We start from the raw sequence: 18,385 nt of genomic DNA, 5'->3' as shown, positions 1-18,385 counted from the left end.
GTGCGGCCTTCGTCGTACGCAACGAGTGCCGTCAGAGGTGCGTCACGGCTCAGACGAGTGTCACGGTGATGTTGCCGCGGGTCGCCTTGGAGTACGGGCAGACCTGGTGGGCCTTCTCGACCAGCGCCTTCGCGGTGGTCTCGTCGACGTTGGGAATGTCCGCCGAGATCTCGACGATGATCCCGAAGCCGTCGTCGTTCTTGCCGATGCCGACCCTCGCGGTGACGGTGGAGCCGGAGATGTCGGCGTTCTCCTGCCGGGCGACGACGCCGAGGGCGCCCTGGAAGCAGGCGCTGTATCCGGCGGCGAACAGCTGCTCCGGGTTGGTGCCGGAGCCGCTGCCGCCCATCTCCTTCGGCGGGTTCACCACGACGTCGAGCTTGCCGTCGTCGGTGGCGACCCGGCCGTCGCGGCCGTTCTCGGCGGTGGCGACCGCCGTGTACAGGACATCTGACTGCTGGATGGGCATGCGGTGCTCTTCCTCCTAGGACGCCCGGGACTCGCGCCCACGATCCCGGACGATTTCGGAAAGAAGTTACCGCATGCCGGAAAGTCAAGAAAGGCGCCGCGCCGTCGGCTCAGAGTTTGACGATCATCTTCCCGGTGTTGTCGCCGCGCAGGACGCCGAGGAAGGCCTCCAGGTTGTTCTCGATGCCCTCGACGACGGTCTCGCGGTACTTGAGGGCGCCCGAGGCGACCCAGGGGCCGACCTCCTGGACGAACTGCGGCTGGAGGTCGTAGTGGTCGCCGACCAGGAAGCCCTCGATGCGGCCGCGGGTCTGGATGAGGCGGGCGAGATTCCTCGGGCCGGGGGCGGGCTCGGTGTTGTTGTAGACGGAGATCATGCCGCAGACGGCGATCCGGCCGTCCCGGTTGAGGGAGCCGATGGCCGCCTCCAGGTGATCACCGCCGACGTTGTCGAAGTAGACGTCGATCCCGTCCGGCGCGGCGGCCCGCAGCTGCTCGCTCACCGGCCCCGTCCTGTAGTTGAAGGCGGCGTCGAACCCGTACTCCTCGACCAGCAGCTTGACCTTCTCGTCGGACCCGGCGGACCCGATCACCCGGGAGGCGCCCTTGAGCCTCGCGATCTGCCCCACCTGGCTGCCGACGGCACCGGCGGCCCCCGACACGAACACCACGTCGCCCTCCTTGAAGGCGGCGGTGCGCAGCAGACCGGCGTACGCGGTGAGCCCGGTCACGCCGAGGACGCCGAGGTACGTCGACAGCGGCGCGGCCTGCGGGTCGACCTTGACGGCGTTCTTGGCGTCGACGGCGGCGTACTCGCGCCAGCCGAAGAAGTGCAGGACGTGGTCGCCGACGGAGATGCCCTCGGCGTTGGAGGCGACGACCTCGCCGACGGCGCCGCCCTGCATGACCTTGCCCAGCTCGAAGGGGGCGACGTAGGACTTGGCGGCGCTCATGCGCCCGCGCATGTAGGGGTCGACGGAGACGTACAGGTTCCGCACCAGCACCTGCCCCTCACCGGGGACCGGCATCGGGGCCTCGACCAGGGCGAAGTCCTCGGGCTTGGGCCAGCCGACGGGGCGGCTGAGGAGGTGCCATTCGCGGTTGACGTCGGGGAGGGCGGGGGTGTCGGTCATGGCGGGCGCCTTTCCTCGTAAATGTACGGATGTACTGGCGGATACTTCAGGACATGAAACAACCATGCTCTTGAACATTTCATGCTGTCAAGTAACCGGGTACCCTGGAGACCATGGCCACACCTCACACCGCCCGCCCGGACGCGCTGACCATGGAAGTCGTCGACCTGATCGGCTCGGTCGTGGCCCGCTACCACGAGGAGTACGAGGCGGCGGCCGCCGACCACGCCCTGACCGGCGCCCAGGCGAAGCTGCTCAGCCTGCTCTCCCTGGAACCCCTACCCATGCGCAAGCTGGCGCACAAGCTCAAGTGCGAGCCCTCGAACGTCACGGGCATCGTCGACCGCCTCGAATCCCGGGGCCTGGTCGAGCGCCGCCCGGACCCCGCCGACCGCCGGGTGAAGCTGGCGGCCGCGACGGACGACGGCCGCCGGGTGGCCCGCAGCCTGCGCGAGTCCCTGCGCTTCGCCCGGGAGCCGCTGGCGGGGCTGAGCGAGGAGGAGCGGCTGACGCTGCGGGATCTGTTGCGGCGGATGGTGGGGGTGGAAGGCTGAGGCCGGTTCCTGCGGGTCTGGTGTCCTGCGCCGTCATGCTTCCGGGTGGCGGCGGTGGCGAACCGCCGGACGGGTCCTGGGCCGCGAGTGCGGCCCGTCCTTAGCCTCGGCGCATGGCGACCCTGTGGGACCTCATGCGCGACTGCATCCCCGACGACCACGCCCGCCAGGTCACGTCCCGCTACTACCTCGACGAGGTCATGTCCTCGCCGGGCGCGCCGGGCCGGGTGGTCGACCTGGGGTGCGGGCGGGGCACGTCCGCCGCGCTCTTCCGCGGCCACGATCCGAAGGTGCGGTGGGTCGGTGTCGACATCCGGGACTCTCCCGAGGCCCGGCAGCAGCAGCCCGGCGGTGCTCCGCTGGTCCACTTCGACGGTGTCCACCTGCCGTTCCGCTCGGACGCCGTGCCGCTGATCTACTCGCACCAGGTCTTCGAGCACGTCTCGCGCCCGCGTGAGCTGCTGGCGGAGGTCGGGCGGGTGCTGCGGCCGGGCGGGCTGTTCATCGGCAGCACGTCCCAGTTCGAGCCGTACCACTCCTTCAGCCTGTGGAACTACACGCCGTACGGGTTCCGGGTGCTGGTCGAGGAGGCCGGGCTGGCTCTGGAGGAGATCCGGCCGTCCCTGGACGGGGTGACGCTGATCATGCGCTCCTACGACCACGGGCGGAGGACCGAGTACGGGCGGTACTGGGACGAGGAGTCCCCGCTCAACGCCGAGATCGACAGCTGGGCGAAGGCCACCAGGCGGCGGACGGCACTGGTGAACCTGCGCAAGCTCACGTTCTGCGGCCAGTTCGCGTTCCGGGTCGCCAAGCCCGAGCGCCGGGCCTGACCATCAGTCCGGACATCAGCCGGACACCAGCAGCTCCGTCCAGTCCCGGGCCACCCGGTGCAGCGAGAACTGTTCCCGCACCTGCGTGCGGGCCAGTTGCCCGGCGTCCCGCCAGCCGTCCTCGTCCAGTTCGGCCAGCGCGTTCGCCATCGTCTCCGGGTCCTGGTGGATCCACCGCCGGTCGTAGATCTCGTCCGCGCCGGGCCACGGCAGCAGGGCGGGGACGGCGGCTGAGGCCATGCCCTCGGCGGGCGCGAGGTGGAAACTCTCGTCGTCGCTGGTGGACAGGACGTGTCCGACGCGCCGCAGCCAGCCCGCCACGTCCGCGCCGAACTCGTCGAAGACGACGGCACCTTCGAGCAGCGGCGAGGACTGCATGCGGCGCAGTACGGCGTCGTAGTGCGCTCGTTCCTCGGGCTTGTTCCAGATCCACCAGTACTCCCAGGGCGGCTTGGACTTCACCGAGAGATGCCAGCGGCGGTCCCGGGCGCGCAGCACCTCCAGCACGTCGAGGCCGAGGTCGAGGCGTTTGCGGCTGGGCGCGATGCCGATCATGCCGAGGCGGAAGCGGGCGCCGGGCGCCTTGGGGCGGTCGAGCTGGTCGGTGTCCACCCAGTTCGGGATGACCGTGACCTTGGACTCCGGCCAGCCGGTGTGCGCCAGGGTGCGGCGGGCGTAGTACGAGCTGACGCAGATCACCTGGTCGACGGCGTCGATGGCGACCTGCCCGGGCCACTCGGCGTCCAGTTCGAAGCGGTGCAGCCGGATGATCAGCCGGCTGCCCTGCCGTTTGTGGCGGCTGTACCAGACGGCGGCCGGACCGCACCACTCGACGACCACGACATCGGCCCAGTCGGCGAGTTCCCGGCTCGCGGCCGGATCGTGGCGGGCGAGCGCCGGCCAGGCGTCGACACGTACGTCGAGACCGGGCAGCGTACGGAAGTGGTCCAGGAGCCGGGAGAGGAACTTCAGGTCGTGGCCCGCGATGCCGACGCGCAGGGGCCGCGTCCGGGCGGCCACGGCGGCCGGTGTCTCGGGGAAGGCCTGGTCGAGCTGGGTGCGCCAGCGTTCGGCTGCTGCCCGGAGGGTGTACCGGGCGGCGGCGTCCCGGCAGCGGTCGGCGGCGAGCCGTCGGGCCTCGGGCTCGCGCACGGCACGGGCGACGGCCTCGACCGCGTCGTCGAGTCCGGCGCGTCCCGGCACGTACAGCGGATAGTCGGCGCCGAGCAGCGTCTCGTGGGCGGGGGTGCGGTTGAGGACGACGGGCAGTCCGAGGGCGCCGAACTCCAGGACTTTGGTGGACAGTTCGAGGCTGGCGTCGAGGGCGGGCTCGCGCCAGCCGAGGCCGAGGTCGCAGTCGGCGGCGATCCGCATGGCCTCCTCGCGGGGCTGCCCGCCGTGGTGTTCGACGCCCGGGGTGACGGCCAGCGCACGGGCCATGTCGGTGTGGAAGTCGGGGCGGGCGGGGTCGTGGTGGATCTTGTCGCCGACGGCGTGCAGCTCCGCCCGGACACCCCGTTCGGCGAGCAGGGCCGGCAGGCGGGTCATGGGCAGGGTGTTCCACAGGGGGGCGAACTTGCCGGTGTAGACGAGCCGGAAGGGGTCGTGCGGGCGCTCGTGCTCCGGCACCGGGAAGTCCGGCTCGGGCACGGCGGGCGGGCTGAGCACGCACTTGCCGCAGGCCTGGGGCACCCAGGTCTCCAGCAGGCAGCGCAACTCCTCGGTCTGGCACAGCAGCCGCTGGGAGGCCTCGGCGATGCGGGTGAGTTCCGCGCGGGCCCCCTCGGTCATCTCGGCGGCCGACTGGGGGATGTCGGTGAGGTAGGCCCAGATCCGTCCCTGGAAGTCGCCGTCGGCGACCACGCGCCCGACCAGTCGCCGTCCGCGCAGCACCAGCAGGTCGCAGGGCTCGTCCGCGTCGAGCCCGGCGAGCACCTGGGAGGCCTGCACGGGCGACAGCGGCCGGTCGGCCTGTCCGGGCAGCAGCCGTTCCTCGTAGGGGCGGACCACCGTGACGCCGGGCAGCCCGGCCAGCGGGTCGATCAACCGCCCGGTGCGCACGGGGGCCTTGAGGACGAGCCGGGTCCGGCAGCCCGCCCGCGACAGTGCCTGCACCGTCGACTGGGCCCAGACGGCGGAGCCGTCGATGAGATTGAGGTCAACGTCGCCGTAGACGAGCGCGTTCAGTGTCCGGCTCATGTCGGCTCCTTCCCGCACCAGGCGAACAGGCGGTGCCCCTGCCGCGCCCAGGTCTCGGGCGGCGCGCCGGACGCCAGCAGCGACCGGCGTACCAGGAGGGGGCGCAGTTCGGGGACGAAGGTGTAGTCGTCGGCGGCGGGCGTGCTGCCCACCGCGTCGGCGCCGGAGTACTCCTGCGCGCACATCAGGTCGAGCAGCAGCGTCTCCGGGCGGTCCTCGGTGAGGTCGGTCCAGTCGGCGACCCAGGGGGCGAGGGGTGCGCCGGTGCGTACGGTCACGCCGGCGGCGGTGAGTTCGTCGAGTCCGGTGGGATCGGGAACGACGACCTCGGCGGGCCGGTGTTTCTGGCCCAGCACCTGGGCGGTGAGCCGGGCGATGTCGGCCCGGTCCCGTGGGGCGGCCAGCACGCAGACGCGGCGTTCGTCCAGCGGGTCGGGGGCGCCGATCCGGCGGGCCAGCTGCGACAGCCGTACCCGGGTGCTGTCCGCCCGGAACGCCTCACGCAGCCGCTGCCTGCCGTCCGCCGCCGGGTCCAGGCTCGCCAGCCGCACACCGGCGTCCGCGTCGAGGACGGCGTCCCAGGCGAGCCGGGTGAGCCCGGGGGCCGCCGAGGCCGGGCCGTCCCGCCACAGCACGCAGGAGCGGCCCGCCGCCCGGGTCTCGATGATCAGTTCGGCCAGCCTCCGGTCGAGGTCGGGGGCGAGTCCGGTGCCCGTGAGCGCCCAGGGGCCCTCGCCCGTGCACGCGCTGAGCTGCACGACCAGGGCGTCCGGGTCGGTGCGCTGCACGACCAGCCGCCCGTCGTGCGGCAGCGCCCGGTTGACCACGGCGTCGGCCGCGAGGTCCGCGGCGGTGGCTTCGGTGAGCACCCCGGCGATCACCGGCCGGTCGCGGGGCATGGAGGCGAACGCGCGGTAGGCCAGGTGCAGCCGCGCGTCCGACACCGCCTCCCGCGCCACCGTCTCCGACGCGGTGCCCCGGGACGCGGGTCGTGACGCCGCCCGCCCCTTCAACGCCGTACCCGGGGGCACGGAGCGCGATGCGCCCCGCCCCCGCAACCGCACGTACAGCTCCCGGGCCCCCGCCGCCGCGCCCGTGGACACCTGGCGCGATGTCGCCCGTGCCCGCCACAGCCCGTACAACTCCCGCGGCAGCCGCGTCGCCTCGCGCCGGGGCGAGCGGGCCGCCGACACCAGGGCCCGCCCCACCCGCAGCGAGGTGGAGCCCTCCAGCATGGCCACGCGCGCCTCCAGCAGGCCGACCCGGTCGCGGGCCCTGTGCAGGGCGGCCGCCAGCCGGTCCTTCTCCCGTACGGCGGCGGCGAGGCGCTCGGCGAGGCCCTCCTCGTGGGCGGGCCCCCGGGCGCGTTCCGCCTCCTCGGCGTCGCGTTCCAGGTCCAGCACGCGGGCCCGCAGCGACCGCGAGACGAGGTCGGCGAGGACGTACTCGTCGGCGATCCGCAGCGCGGTGGCGAAGCCCTCCGCCGGGACGGGCCTGCCGGACCAGTCGTGGGGCGGCAGGAGTTCGTCGGTGCGGACGAACACCGCGCCCGCGTGCAGGTGCTCGTAGTCGAGCGGGGCGGCGCGCAGCACCTGGCAGTGGTGGGCCACCAGGGCGTCCAGGAGCCGGTGGTAGGGCAGTTCGGGCCCGTGGTGGCCGAAGAGGATCAGGCCGCGGCCGCCGGGACGCATGCGGTGCAGTACGGCGAGACAGTCGGTCTCGGTGCCGTGCAGCGCCGGATCGGGGCCGTACGACACGAGCACCAACTCGCTCTCGCCGATGTCCCGTTCGCCCTGGTGCAGGGTGACATGGCCGGGGAGGTGCAGATAGGGCTCCAGGTTGAGCCCGCCGTCGGTGGCGTCCACGACGGTGGTGACGCCGTCCAGGTGAGGGTGGAGCAGATCGGTCAGGCGCATCAGCGGGTCCTCGTGAAGACGTGGAAGCCGACCTCGTTCTCGCGGAAGCCGTACGGGGTGAACAGGGTGTGCCGCAGGCCGAGGGGTTCGAGCAGCGCGGTGTACTCGGCGGTCGGGCGGTGCAGGATGTAGTCGCCGCGCGGCCGGCGGGTGCCGATGTCCTCGTCGGTGAGGATCAGCCGTCCGGTGATCCGCACCAGCGAGGCGAGGTTGCGCAGGCCGGTCGCCCACTCCTCGTCGTCCAGGATGTGGAAAAGGACGTCGACGCAGAGCACGACGTCGTACGCCCAGGGGCTGCGCCACTCGTCGAGGGCGGCGACGGCGTAGCGCGGGCGGCCGCCCTGGGCGCGGGCGTGCGTGACGGCCTCCTCGCTCGCGTCGAAGGCGTCGACCCGGTGGCCGCAGCGGGCCAGGGCGCGGGCGAAGTGGCCCTTGCCGCAGCCCGCGTCGAGTACGAACAGCGGGGCCGACTCGTCGGCCAGGTCGCCGATCAGCGGGAGCAGGATGCCGAGCCGCAGCGCGTAGAAGATCTCGTTGCCCGCGCGGTCCAGGCCGATGTGGCCGCCGGACGCGAGGTCGTCGTGCACGCGGTGGCGGGTGTCCCAGTAGTCGCGGGTGATCTCAGACATGGTGGTCCAGCCAGCGGGTGACCTCGGCGGCGATCCGGGCCCCGGCCCGTCCGTCCCACAGCGGCGGGCCCTCGTCGGGCGGCGGCTGTCCGCCGTCCAGCACCTTGCGCAGCGCGGGTACGAGTTCGGCGTGCCCGACGAGCCGGTTGGTGCCGTGGGTGACGGTGACCGGGCGCTCGGTCGTGGTGCGCAGGGTCAGGCACGGCACGCCCAGGACGGTGGTCTCCTCCTGCACGCCGCCCGAGTCGGTGACGACGGCGGCCGCGCCGCGCACCAGGCTCATGAACTCGACGTATCCCAGCGGGTCGAGGACGTGGACGCCCGGTGCGCCGTCGAGGCCCGCCGCGCCGAGTGCCGCCCTGCCGCGCGGGTGCAGGGGCACGGCGAGGTCGAGCAGCCGGGCCGCCTCGGTGAGGGCGCGGGCGGCCGCCTCGGCCGCCTCGGGATCGTCGACGTTGGCGGGGCGGTGCAGGGTGACCACGCCGTAACGCTCCGGCAGTCCGTACGCGGTCCGGGCGGCGGCCGGGTCGAAGTGGTCCAGATGGGTGAGTAGCGTGTCGATCATGGGGTTGCCGACGAGATGGACCCGGGCGGGATCGACGCCCTCCCGGGCGAGATGGCCGACCGCCTCGGGGCTGGTGGCGAACAGCAGCTCGGCCAGCTGGTCGACCAGCCGCCGGTTGACCTCCTCCGGCATCGCCATGTCGAAGCTGCGCAGGCCCGCCTCCACATGGGCGAGCGGCATGCCCAGCTTGGCGGCGACCAGGGCTGCCGCCAGCGTCGAGTTGACGTCCCCGTACACCATCACGAGGGCGGGATCGCGCGCGGTCAGCTCACCTTCCAGGGCGACGAGGAGGTCGGCCGTCTGCCGGGCGTGGCTGCCGGAGCCGACGCCGAGATCGGTGTCCGGCTCGGGCAGGCCGAGTTGCCGGAAGAAGATGTCCGACATCCGTTCGTCGTAGTGCTGACCGGTGTGCACCAGGACCTGGTCGCAGCCCGCCGTGCGCAGTGCGGCGACGACCGGGGCGGCCTTGACGAAGTTCGGTCGGGTGCCGACGACGTGGAGTACACGGCCGTTCATGTCGTACCTTCTCCGCTCTAGCCGCCTAACGTGACGGCATGTCGCGTCATATCCCCCGTGCGCTCAGTCTGGCCGCATCCGTGGCGTGGGGCGAGCTGCGCCATGACCCCCTCCGGGCGGCACTGCTGGGGGTGCGGCTGCTGCCGTCGCCCGTGCGGCGCCGGGTGAGGGCGCTGGAACGGCGGCTCGCCGACCGGGCCCGGACGGCCGGTCCGGCCGCTGCTCCATCCGGGGTACGGGTGCCCGCGCCGCCCGCCCGCCGGGTGCGGCCGGTGCCGGGCCGGGTGCTGCATCTGGTCACCAACGGGCTGCCGTTCAAGCACGCCGGCTACACCGTGCGCACCCAGCAGATCGCCGAGGCGCAGCGCGCCGCCGGGCTCGATCCGCACGTGGTGACGCGGATCGGGTTCCCGGTGGCGCAAGGGGTGCTGGACGCCCGGCCGGTGCAGACGGTGGGCGGGGTGCCGCAGCACCGGCTGCTGCCGCCGTGGCTGCCGTACGGGCAAACGGCGGTGCTGGCCCGCAACGCGGAGCTGGCGGGCCGCCTGGTCCAGCGGCTGCGCCCCGCCGTGCTGCACCCGGCCACCGACCACGGCAACGGGCGGGTGGCGCTGGCGCTGCGCGCGGCCTACGGGCTGCCGGTGGTCTACGAGGTGCGCGGCTTCCTGGAGGACACCTGGCTGACCCAGGCCCCGGGCCGGACCTGCGCCGACCCGACGTACCGGGCGCGGCGCGAGCTGGAGACGCACTGCATGCGCGAGGCGGACCTGGTGCTGACGCTGGGCGCGGCGATGAAGGCGGAGATCGTGGCGCGCGGGGTGCCCGAGGAGCGGGTGCTGATCGTGCCGAACGCGGTGGGCGAGGAGTTCCTCGCCCCGCTGCCGGACGGGGCGGCGCTGCGGGCCCGGCTCGGCTTCGCGCCGGACGATTTCGTCGTCGGCACGGTCAGCAGCCTTACTCCACACGAGGGAATCGGCACATTGCTCCATGCGGGTGCCGAGCTGAGGCGTCGCGGGGTGCCGTTGCGGCTGCTGATCGTGGGGGACGGCCCGGAGCGCGCGGCGCTGCTGCGGCTGGCCGGCGGGCTCGGACTGGCCGACGGGGCGGCCGTGTTCACCGGCCGGGTGCCGTACGCCCAAGTGCGGGAGTTCCACGCGGTGTTGGACGTGTTCGCGGTGCCGCGCACCGACGAGCGCGTGTGCCGGCTGGTGACACCGCTGAAGCCGGTCGAGGCGATGGCGAGCGGGCTGCCGGTGGCCGCCAGTGACCTACCCGCACTGCGGGAGCTTGTCCAGCCAGGAGTGACCGGACTCCTCGTCCCACCCCCCTCCCCGCAAACTTGGGCAGATGCGATCGAAACCCTGCTTTACAGTCGAAACCGTCGGGCCGAATGGGGAGCGGCCGCCCGCGAGTTCGTGGCGCGTGACCGCACCTGGGAGCGCGTCGCCGCGACCACCCGCGAGGCGTACCGCGCCCTCGGCTGCGCTTGAGATGCGGGCCCGGCAGGTCCCGCGACGAGGCAGGGGTGAAGCCCTATGCAGGTCCAGCAGACTGAACCACTCGGGGAATCAGCGATATCCGGCACCGTCGAACTGGCGGTGATCGGGCTCGGCTACGTCGGGCTGCCGCTCGCGCGGGAGGCGGCGACGGTCGGCCTGAGAGTCGTGGGCCTCGACCGGGACCCAAGGGTCGTCGACGGGCTCAACTCCGGCCGCTCCCATGTCGACGACGTGTCCGACGAGGACGTCCGCCGGATGCTGGCGGCCGGCTTCACGGCGTACACCGACGACGACTGTCTCACCCGCGCCCAGACCGTGGTGATCTGCGTGCCGACCCCGCTGAACGTGGACGGCGGGCCCGATCTGAGCGCGGTCACCGCAGCCGTCCACGCGGTGGCGGGACGGCTGCGGCGCGGACAGCTCGTCGTACTGGAGTCCACCACCTATCCGGGCACCACCGAAGAGGTCGTGCGGCCGCTGCTGGAGCTGGAGTCCGGGCTGCGGGCCGGACAGGACTTCGCCCTCGCCTTCTCGCCGGAGCGCATCGACCCCGGCAACACCGGCCACGGGCTGCGCGACACCCCCAAGGTCGTCGGCGGCTGCACCCCCTCCTGCGCCGCCCGGGCTGTCGCCTTCTACGGCAAGCTCGTCGACACCGTCGTCCAGGCGAAGGGCACCCGCGAGGCCGAGATGGCCAAGCTGCTGGAGAACACCTACCGGCACGTCAACATCGCCCTCGTCAACGAACTCGCCGTCATCAGCCACGAGCTGGGCGTCGACCTGTGGGACGCGATCCGCTGCGCCAGCACCAAGCCGTTCGGCTTCCAGGCGTTCCGGCCCGGCGCCGGAGTCGGCGGGCACTGCATCCCCATCGACCCGAACTACCTCTCGTACAAGGTGCGTTCCTCGCTCGGCTACGAGTTCCGGTTCGTCGAACTGGCCCAGGAGATCAACCGGCGGATGCCGGAGTACGTCGTCCGCCGCGCCCAGGACCTGCTCAACACCGCCGGCCGGCCACTGCACGGCTCCCGGGTGCTGCTGCTCGGCGTCACCTACAAGCCCGACGTCGCCGACCAGCGGGAGTCCCCGGCCGTGCCGGTGGCCCGGCTGCTGCGGCAGCGGGAGGCCGAGATCCTCTTCCACGACCCGCATGTCACCGAGTGGTGCGTGGACGACGTGCCGGTCCCGCGCGTCGACGACCCGATGGCCGCCGCGGCCGAGCACGACCTGACGATCCTGCTCCAGGACCACTCCTCCTACGACCTGCCCGCCCTCGCCGACGCGGCCCGCCTGCTGTTCGACACCCGGGGGCGGATCTTCCGGCCCGGGGTCGAGGTGCTGTGACGACCCCTCTTCGGGGACGAAAGGTGCTGCTCTGATGCGGATACTCGTGGTCACCGTCGTCCACCATCCCGAGGACGCGCGCATACTGCACCGGGAGATCGCCGCCCTGTCGGAACGCGGCCACCGGATCGTGTACGCCGCTCCGTTCAGCGCCCGCGGAGTGGCACCGCGCCCGGGTGTCGAGGGCGTGGACCTCCCCCGGGCCGCCGGCCGGGACCGCCGGGCGGCACTGCGCGCGGCGCGCGCCCTGCTCGCCGAGCGCGGCCCGGAGGCGGACGTGGTGCTGCTGCACGACCCGGAACTGCTGCTCGCCCTGCCCGGCACCCTGCGCCGGTGGCGGCGCGCGGGCCGGGCCCCGGTGACCGTGTGGGACGTGCACGAGGACACGGCGGCGGCGCTCACGATGAAACGCTGGGTGCCGGCGGCGCTGCGGCCACCGCTGAAGCTGGCGGTACGGGCGGCGGAACGCCTGGCGGAGCGGCATGTGCGGCTGCTGCTCGCCGAGGACGCCTACCGGGCGCGTTTCCGCCGGCCCCATCCCGTCGTACCGAACCTGCCGACCGTACCGCCCGGATCACCGCAGCCGCCCGGCACGGACCGGGTCGTCTACCTGGGGCACCTGTCGCATGCGCGCGGCGCACTCGACCTCATCGAGACAGCCCGGCTGCTCGGGCCGGACGTACGGGTCGAGGCGATCGGCGCGGCCGACCCCGACGTACGCGGCGCGCTCACCGCGGCCGACCGCGACGGCGTCCTGCACTGGCACGGCTACCTCCCCAACGACCGTGCTCTCGCGCTGCTCTCCGGCGCCCTGGCCGGGCTCTCCCTCCTCCACGACCAGCCCAACTACCGCCACTCACGCCCCACCAAGGTCGTCGAGTACATGGCCCACGGCGTCCCCGTCGTCACCACGCCGAACCCCTTGGCGGCCGGTCTGGTGACGCGGCACCGCTGCGGTCTCGTCGTCCCGTACGGGAACCCGGCGGCAGCAGCGGAGGCGGTACGACGGCTGCGCACCGACACGGCCCTGCGCCAGGGCACCGCCGAACGCGGCCGGGCGGCGGCACTGGCCGAGCTCGACTGGGCGGAACGGGCAGGGGACTTCACGGACCAGCTTGAGACGTGGGCGAAGGAGGCGGCCGCCCGACAGGCCTCAGGTGCACCACCACAAGAACCGGTCGCACGTCTCCGAGGGTGACGGGTCCGGAGTCGGTACCGAAGTCGTCGGGTCCGCGGTCGGGGTCGGCGTCGGGTCCGGTGCGGGCTGGGCCGCCGGGGTGGAGGTCGACGGGTCGGGGGCCGTGTCCGACGGGGTGGACTCGTCCTCCTCCGTCGGGCTCGGCGACTCCTTGTCGTCCTTGTCGTCCTTGTCGTCCTTGTCCGACTCCGACGGGGACGGGGACGGGGACGTCGAGGCGTCCGGGGAGGCCGTGCCCTTGCCCGGGGTGACGCCCGTGGAGGCGTCGGTCAGCGGGTCGGTCGTCTCGTCCGACCTCTCCGACGCGCCGCCGTCCGCCGAGGTGTCCCCGGCCGCCGCCGGATTCGGGGCCGACTCCGGGGCGTCCAGGCCGAGTTCGGCGAGGCTCAGAGCACCGGCGGCCAGCACGAAACCCGCCGTGATCAGCAGGGTGCGGCGACGCCGGCGGCGGTGGGCCGCGGCCTTGCGGTCGCGACGGCTGATGTTCGACTGGCGGCGCCGGGACCCGCGCCCGGGGCGGTCGTCGTCGAGGTCGTCGTCGCGGTCGTCGGTGTCCTCGTCGTGCGGCTCGTACGGCTCGTGCGGCTCGTCGGGCTCCGCCGTCCGCACCACCGTGACGACGTCCGTGCGCACATCCGTCCGTACGACGGTGTGCACGACGGTCTCCTCCGCGTACGCGCGAAGCTGTTCGGCAGGCGTTCCGCAGCCGGGGCAGGCGAGGGCGCCATTCAGGTGCCGTCGGCACGGGTGGCAGTAGTCCATGACGCGGGAAGGTTAAGTTTTTGATCGGTAACGTTCCTAGTCGCCGCTGTGAATGTTCTGTGCGGAACAAGCCCTTCCGGCGCGTCGACTTGAGGGCAAGCCACTCGCATCATCCCGAAAGCGACCGTCGAAAGTGTCGAAACCGTTATGCGTTCGACCCATTGACACCCCCACCGCCGCATCCTTACTGTCACGCCAGCATTTCGAACGTGTGACGAAATTTCGAACAGAGCCGACGTTCACGAGGGGCAACTGCCGTGCGCATCACCGGAATCAGCACGCACGTGGTCGGGACGCCGTGGCGCAACCTGACCTACGTCCAGGTGCACACCGACGAGGGGATCACTGGAGTCGGGGAGACCCGGATGCTGGGCCACACCGACGCCCTCCTCGGCTACCTGAAGGAGGCCGAGGCCAACCACATTCTCGGTTCCGACCCCTTCGCCGTGGAAGACCTGGTACGCCGTATGAAGTACGGCGACTACGGGAGGGCCGGCGAGATCGTGATGTCCGGGATCGCCGTCGTCGAGATGGCCTGCTGGGACATCAAGGGCAAGGCCCTCGGCGTGCCGGTGTGGCAGCTGCTGGGCGGCAAGGTCACCGACAAGGTCAAGGCATACGCCAACGGCTGGTACACCACGGAGCGCACGCCCGAGGCGTACCACAAGGCCGCCCAGGAGGTCATGGCGCGCGGCTACCGGGCGCTGAAGATCGACCCCTTCGGCACCGGCCACTTCGAGCTGGACCACCAGCAGACCCTCTACGCCGTCTCCCTCATCGAGGCCGTGCGGGACGCCATCGGTCCCGAGGCCGAGCTGATGCTGGAGATGCACGGCCGCTTCTCCCCCGCGACCGCCGTCCGGCTCGCCCATGAGCTGGCGCCCTTCAAGCCGGCCTGGCTGGAGGAGCCCGTCCCGCCGGAGAACCTCAAGGCCCTGGAGAAGGTCGCCGCCAAGGTGGACATGCCCGTCGCCACGGGTGAGCGGATCCACGACCGGATCGAGTTCCGCGAGCTGTTCGAGAGCCAGGCCGTCGACATCATCCAGCCGGACGTCGGCCACATCGGCGGCATCTGGGAGACCCGCAAGCTCGCCGCCACCGCCGAGACCCACTACATGCTGGTCGCGCCGCACAACGTCGGCGGGCCGGTGCTGACGGCCGCGTCCCTGCAGGTCGGTTTCACCTCCCCCAACTTCAAGATCCTTGAGCACTTCAATGACTTCGCCGACGCGGAGATCAAGAAGGTCGTGAAGGGCGCCCCGCAGGTGAACCCGGAGGACGGGTGCTTCCACCTCTCCGACGCCCCCGGCCTCGGCGTCGAGCTGGACACCGACGCGGCGGCCGAGTTCCCGCAGCAGCAGGCCCGCTTCGACCTGTGGGCCGAGGGCTGGGAGCAGCGCAAGCCGAAGGGCACCCGGAAGTGAGCACCGCCGTCGTCATCGAGGCGCCCGGCGAGCACCGGCTCGTCGAGCACTCGCCTCGCCCGCCCGCCGCCGGTGAGGCGCAGGTGCGGGTGCACGCCGTCGGCATCTGCGGCAGCGACCGCGAGGTCTACCAGGGCAACCGCCCCGAGGGGTACGTCCGTTACCCGCTCACCCCCGGCCACGAGTGGTCGGGGACGGTGAGCGAGGTCGGCCCCGGTGTCCCCGCGTCCCTGGTGGGCCGCAAGGTCGTCGGTGAGGGCTTCCGCAACTGCCAGGTGTGCGACCGCTGCCACGCCGGTGAGACCACGTTGTGCAGCGCGGGGTACGAGGAGACCGGGTTCACCCAGCCCGGCGCCATGGCCGCCACGCTCACGCTCCCGGCCCGGCTGCTGCACGTCCTTCCGGACGACTGCGACCTCACCGCCGCCGCCCTGCTGGAACCGGCCGCCTGTATCGCGGCCGCGGCGATCAAGGCCAACGCCCTGCCGGGCGAGCGGGTGGCGGTCGTGGGGACCGGGACGCTCGGCATGTTCGCCGTCCAGTTCCTGAAGGCGGGATCGCCGTCCGAGCTGCTCGTCGTGGGCACGCGCAACGACCGGGAGCAGTTGTCGCGGCAGTACGGCGCCACCGACTTCCGCACCAAGGACCAGGAACTCCCCGACGACTTCGACGTCGTCATCGAGACCGCGGGGTCCGCCGACGCCGCCCGCACCTCCGCCGCGCTGCTGCGGCGCGGCGGGCGCCTGGTTCTCACGGGGATCCCGGCGCCGGGTGCCGACGGTCTGGACCCGACGGATCTGGTGGTACGGCAGCTGGAGGTGCACACCGTCTTCGGGGCACCGCCGGACGCCTGGGCGCACACGGTGCGGGTGTTCGGCGCCGGGCTGCTGGATCCGGTGCCGCTGGTCACCCACGAGCTGCCGCTGACCGAGTTCTCGCAGGCCATCGAGCTGGTCGGAGCAGGCGACCCGAAGGTCGGCAAGGTGCTGCTCCGCCCCTAGTCGTACGCCGGTACGGGGGCGACCTGACGGCCGCCGTACCGGCGTACCCCCAGCCTTTCGCAGCTCCAGTGCCGCGAACCTCGTATTCCCTGTGCCGCGAACCTCGTCCGAAATACCGAACATGAAGGACAGCTTGTGACCGACGATTCCGCCACGGCAGCCCGCAGGCCCGGTGAGCAGGCGCTCACCGCCCTCGGTCTGGGCGCGCCCGCCCTCGACCCCGCCGACGCCTCACCGCACAGCTTCCCGGGCGGTGGCCGCTGGCGCACCGAGATCCCCTCGTGCGAGGGTCCCGAGGCGCTGGCGGTCGTCCTCAAGGAGTCCTCGCGCCTCGATGTGCCGATCCACCGGATCAGCCAGGGCAGCGGGGTGTGGATGCTGACCGACGCCGAGATCACGGAGATGGTCGAGGCGACCGGTGAGCGTGACATCGAGCTCTGCCTGTTCACCGGCCCGCGCGGCACCTGGGACATCGGCGGGTCGACCCGTACCGACTCCCGGGGCGCCGGACTGCGGGCGCGCGGCCACGACGCCGTCGCCGGATGCGTCGAGGACGCCGTACGGGCCACGGAGCTGGGCGTCAAGTGCCTGCTCGTCGCGGACGAGGGCGTGCTGTGGACGCTGCACCGGGCGCGCACCCAGGGCATCCTCCCGGCCGACACCACGCTCAAGGTGTCGGCGCTGATCGGGCCCGTGAACCCGGCCTCGTACGCGGTGTACGAGCACCTCGGCGCCGACTCGGTCAACGTGCCCAGCGATCTGACACTGGATCACCTGACCGAGATCCGGCGGGCGTCCGGCGCTCCCATGGACATGTACATCGAGGCCCCCGACGATCTCGGCGGCTATGTGCGGATGTACGAGGTCGCCGAGCTGATCCGGCGCGGCGCACCGCTCTATCTGAAGTTCGGCCTGTCCAAGGCACCCGGGATCTACCCCTACGGGCACCACTTGCGGGAGCTGACGCTGGCCACGGCCAAGGAGCGGGTGCGGCGCGGCCGGCTCGCCCTCGATCTGCTCGCCCGCCATGGAGCGGACGCCGACATGGCGCCGCTCGGCTCCCGGCTGCCGGGCCAACTGCGCCGGTTCGAAACCTCGTCATAACGTTCCGGAAAACGGGCTTACAAAACAAGACACAGCCGCGCACAATCCCACACACCCCATCTCGGTTCCTCACCGCACACATCAAGGATGATGATCATGCGTAACCGCAGAGCCGCACTCTCCGCCATAGCCGCAGCCGCCTCCCTCGCCCTCACTCTGACCGCCTGCGGCCAGAGCAGTGAGGGCGGCAGCGAGGAGGACTCGGGCAGCACCGAGGGCGCCACCATCGGCATCGCGATGCCGACCAAGTCCTCCGAGCGCTGGATCGCCGACGGCAACAACGTCAAGGCGGACCTGGAGTCCAAGGGCTACAAGACCAGGCTCGTCTACGGCGAGGACGACCCCGACCAGCAGGTCTCGCAGGTCGAGAACCTGATCACGCAGGGCGTGAAGGCCCTGATCATCGCGGCCATCGACAACAAGTCGATGAACAACGTCCTGCAGCAGGCCAAGGACGCGAACATCCCGGTGATCTCCTACGACCGCCTGATCCTCGGCACCGAGAACGTCGACTACTACGCGTCCTTCGACAACGAGAAGGTCGGCGAACTCCAGGGCGACTACATCGTCGAGAAGCTCGGCCTGAAGGACGGCAGCAAGAAGGGCCCCTTCAACATCGAGCTGTTCGCCGGCTCCAACGACGACAACAACACCCGCTACTTCTTCCAGGGCGCGATGAACGTCCTGCAGCCCTACATCGACAAGAAGCAGCTCGTCGTCCGGTCCAAGCAGACCGACCTGAACCAGGTCACCACCCTGCGCTGGGACGGTGGCACCGCCCAGAAGCGCATGGACGACATCCTGACCTCCGCCTACCGGAGCGAGCGGGTCGACGCGGTCCTCTCGCCGTACGACGGCATCTCCATCGGCATCCTGTCCTCGCTGAAGTCGGACGGCTACGGCACCAAGAGCAAGCCGCTGCCGATCGTCACCGGTCAGGACGCCGAGGTCGCCTCGGTGAAGTCGATCATCGCGGACCAGCAGTCGATGACCGTCTACAAGGACACCCGCGAGCTCGCCAAGGTGGCCTCGAACATGGTCGACGCGGTGCTCAACGACAAGGAGCCCGAGGTCAACGACACCAAGACGTACGACAACGGCGCCAAGGTCGTCCCGGCCTACCTGCTGGAGCCGGTGGCAGTCGACAAGGCCAACTACAAGGAGACCGTCGTCGACTCCGGCTACATCAAGGAAAGCGACCTCAACTAACTCACCGCCGCACCCTAGGGATTGGAAGGCA

The 18,385-nt window shown here is 71.9% G+C and carries 16 protein-coding genes; 9 read left to right on the top strand and 7 right to left on the bottom strand.

Going from position 1 to position 18,385, the window contains the following annotated elements:
- Positions 1–49: 49 nt before the first annotated feature.
- Positions 50–469 carry an organic hydroperoxide resistance protein gene (locus HJD23_RS29325; RefSeq protein WP_171112173.1) on the bottom strand — a complete coding sequence of 140 codons (420 nt, stop codon included), beginning with the start codon at positions 467–469 and terminating at the stop codon, positions 50–52.
- A gap of 109 nt (positions 470–578) precedes the next feature.
- Positions 579–1,601 carry an NADP-dependent oxidoreductase gene (locus HJD23_RS29320; RefSeq protein ID WP_171112174.1) on the bottom strand — a complete coding sequence of 341 codons (1,023 nt, stop codon included), beginning with the start codon at positions 1,599–1,601 and terminating at the stop codon, positions 579–581.
- Between the two features lie 113 nt (positions 1,602–1,714).
- Between HJD23_RS29320 and HJD23_RS29315 the strand changes: the two genes are divergently transcribed.
- On the top strand, positions 1,715–2,155 hold the full coding sequence (locus HJD23_RS29315; protein ID WP_171112175.1) for a MarR family transcriptional regulator: 441 nt from the start codon (positions 1,715–1,717) through the stop codon (positions 2,153–2,155).
- Between the two features lie 113 nt (positions 2,156–2,268).
- Positions 2,269–2,988 (top strand): class I SAM-dependent methyltransferase, encoded by a 720-nt coding sequence (locus HJD23_RS29310; protein ID WP_171112176.1) that lies wholly within the window; start codon positions 2,269–2,271, stop codon positions 2,986–2,988.
- Positions 2,989–3,003: 15 nt separating this feature from the next.
- On the opposite strand, the gene HJD23_RS29305 is transcribed toward HJD23_RS29310, so the two are convergent.
- The 4 genes from HJD23_RS29305 to wecB are packed head-to-tail and all read right to left on the bottom strand — an operon-like array spanning position 3,004 to position 8,813.
- The gene (locus HJD23_RS29305; protein WP_171112177.1) at positions 3,004–5,187 is read right to left on the bottom strand and encodes a glycosyltransferase; all 2,184 of its coding nucleotides are present in this window, start codon (positions 5,185–5,187) and stop codon (positions 3,004–3,006) included.
- Positions 5,184–7,103, bottom strand: coding sequence for a hypothetical protein (locus HJD23_RS29300; protein WP_171112178.1), 1,920 nt, complete (start codon positions 7,101–7,103; stop codon positions 5,184–5,186). Before HJD23_RS29300 ends, HJD23_RS29305 begins: the two co-directional genes overlap by 4 nt.
- Positions 7,103–7,732 (bottom strand): class I SAM-dependent methyltransferase, encoded by a 630-nt coding sequence (locus tag HJD23_RS29295; RefSeq protein WP_171112179.1) that lies wholly within the window; start codon positions 7,730–7,732, stop codon positions 7,103–7,105. Before HJD23_RS29295 ends, HJD23_RS29300 begins: the two co-directional genes overlap by 1 nt.
- Positions 7,725–8,813, bottom strand: a complete 1,089-nt coding sequence (gene wecB / locus HJD23_RS29290; protein WP_171112180.1) for a UDP-N-acetylglucosamine 2-epimerase (non-hydrolyzing) — start codon at positions 8,811–8,813, stop codon at positions 7,725–7,727. Before wecB ends, HJD23_RS29295 begins: the two co-directional genes overlap by 8 nt.
- A 38-nt stretch (positions 8,814–8,851) precedes the next feature.
- On the opposite strand from wecB, the gene HJD23_RS29285 reads away from it, so the two are divergent.
- Genes HJD23_RS29285 through HJD23_RS29275 form a run of 3 tightly spaced genes read left to right on the top strand, consistent with a single transcriptional unit; the run spans position 8,852 to position 12,854 of the window.
- Positions 8,852–10,303, top strand: coding sequence for a glycosyltransferase family 4 protein (locus tag HJD23_RS29285; RefSeq protein WP_171112181.1), 1,452 nt, complete (start codon positions 8,852–8,854; stop codon positions 10,301–10,303).
- Between the two features lie 45 nt (positions 10,304–10,348).
- Positions 10,349–11,656, top strand: coding sequence for a nucleotide sugar dehydrogenase (locus HJD23_RS29280; RefSeq protein ID WP_171112182.1), 1,308 nt, complete (start codon positions 10,349–10,351; stop codon positions 11,654–11,656).
- Positions 11,657–11,690: 34 nt separating this feature from the next.
- Complete coding sequence (locus HJD23_RS29275) at positions 11,691–12,854, top strand: glycosyltransferase (RefSeq protein ID WP_171112183.1); 1,164 nt, start codon at positions 11,691–11,693, stop codon at positions 12,852–12,854.
- On the opposite strand, the gene HJD23_RS29270 is transcribed toward HJD23_RS29275, so the two are convergent.
- Positions 12,810–13,616, bottom strand: a complete 807-nt coding sequence (locus HJD23_RS29270) for a hypothetical protein (RefSeq protein ID WP_171112184.1) — start codon at positions 13,614–13,616, stop codon at positions 12,810–12,812. The two genes, HJD23_RS29275 and HJD23_RS29270, sit on opposite strands and share 45 nt — an antisense overlap.
- A gap of 257 nt (positions 13,617–13,873) precedes the next feature.
- Here HJD23_RS29270 and HJD23_RS29265 point away from each other — a divergent pair, with 257 nt between their 5' ends.
- From HJD23_RS29265 to chvE, 4 genes are all read left to right on the top strand, one after another.
- Positions 13,874–15,040, top strand: coding sequence for a mandelate racemase/muconate lactonizing enzyme family protein (locus tag HJD23_RS29265; protein WP_171112185.1), 1,167 nt, complete (start codon positions 13,874–13,876; stop codon positions 15,038–15,040).
- Positions 15,037–16,041, top strand: coding sequence for an alcohol dehydrogenase catalytic domain-containing protein (locus HJD23_RS29260; protein WP_171112186.1), 1,005 nt, complete (start codon positions 15,037–15,039; stop codon positions 16,039–16,041). Before HJD23_RS29265 ends, HJD23_RS29260 begins: the two co-directional genes overlap by 4 nt.
- A 135-nt stretch (positions 16,042–16,176) precedes the next feature.
- Positions 16,177–17,145, top strand: coding sequence for a hypothetical protein (locus HJD23_RS29255; protein ID WP_171112187.1), 969 nt, complete (start codon positions 16,177–16,179; stop codon positions 17,143–17,145).
- A gap of 87 nt (positions 17,146–17,232) precedes the next feature.
- Complete coding sequence (gene chvE / locus HJD23_RS29250; protein ID WP_171112188.1) at positions 17,233–18,354, top strand: multiple monosaccharide ABC transporter substrate-binding protein; 1,122 nt, start codon at positions 17,233–17,235, stop codon at positions 18,352–18,354.
- The last annotated feature ends 31 nt before the right edge of the window (positions 18,355–18,385 follow it).

Source organism: Streptomyces sp. Z423-1 (genome assembly GCF_013009255.1).
Lineage (GTDB): Bacteria > Actinomycetota > Actinomycetes > Streptomycetales > Streptomycetaceae > Streptomyces > Streptomyces gossypiisoli.
The sequence above is the reverse complement of the archived record's forward strand: the minus strand, read 5'-3'. Positions and strand labels throughout refer to the sequence as shown.

Excerpts from the sequence above, each read along its gene's own strand:
- HJD23_RS29325 (WP_171112173.1), bottom strand. The coding sequence starts at position 469 with ATGCCCATCCAGCAGTCAGATGTCCTGTACACGGCGGTCGCCACCGCC.
- HJD23_RS29320 (WP_171112174.1), bottom strand. The coding sequence starts at position 1,601 with ATGACCGACACCCCCGCCCTCCCCGACGTCAACCGCGAATGGCACCTC.
- HJD23_RS29315 (WP_171112175.1), top strand. The coding sequence starts at position 1,715 with ATGGCCACACCTCACACCGCCCGCCCGGACGCGCTGACCATGGAAGTC.
- HJD23_RS29310 (WP_171112176.1), top strand. The coding sequence starts at position 2,269 with ATGGCGACCCTGTGGGACCTCATGCGCGACTGCATCCCCGACGACCAC.
- HJD23_RS29305 (WP_171112177.1), bottom strand. The coding sequence starts at position 5,187 with ATGAGCCGGACACTGAACGCGCTCGTCTACGGCGACGTTGACCTCAAT.
- HJD23_RS29300 (WP_171112178.1), bottom strand. The coding sequence starts at position 7,103 with ATGCGCCTGACCGATCTGCTCCACCCTCACCTGGACGGCGTCACCACC.
- HJD23_RS29295 (WP_171112179.1), bottom strand. The coding sequence starts at position 7,732 with ATGTCTGAGATCACCCGCGACTACTGGGACACCCGCCACCGCGTGCAC.
- wecB (WP_171112180.1), bottom strand. The coding sequence starts at position 8,813 with ATGAACGGCCGTGTACTCCACGTCGTCGGCACCCGACCGAACTTCGTC.
- HJD23_RS29285 (WP_171112181.1), top strand. The coding sequence starts at position 8,852 with ATGTCGCGTCATATCCCCCGTGCGCTCAGTCTGGCCGCATCCGTGGCG.
- HJD23_RS29280 (WP_171112182.1), top strand. The coding sequence starts at position 10,349 with ATGCAGGTCCAGCAGACTGAACCACTCGGGGAATCAGCGATATCCGGC.
- HJD23_RS29275 (WP_171112183.1), top strand. The coding sequence starts at position 11,691 with ATGCGGATACTCGTGGTCACCGTCGTCCACCATCCCGAGGACGCGCGC.
- HJD23_RS29270 (WP_171112184.1), bottom strand. The coding sequence starts at position 13,616 with ATGGACTACTGCCACCCGTGCCGACGGCACCTGAATGGCGCCCTCGCC.
- chvE (WP_171112188.1), top strand. The coding sequence starts at position 17,233 with ATGATGATCATGCGTAACCGCAGAGCCGCACTCTCCGCCATAGCCGCA.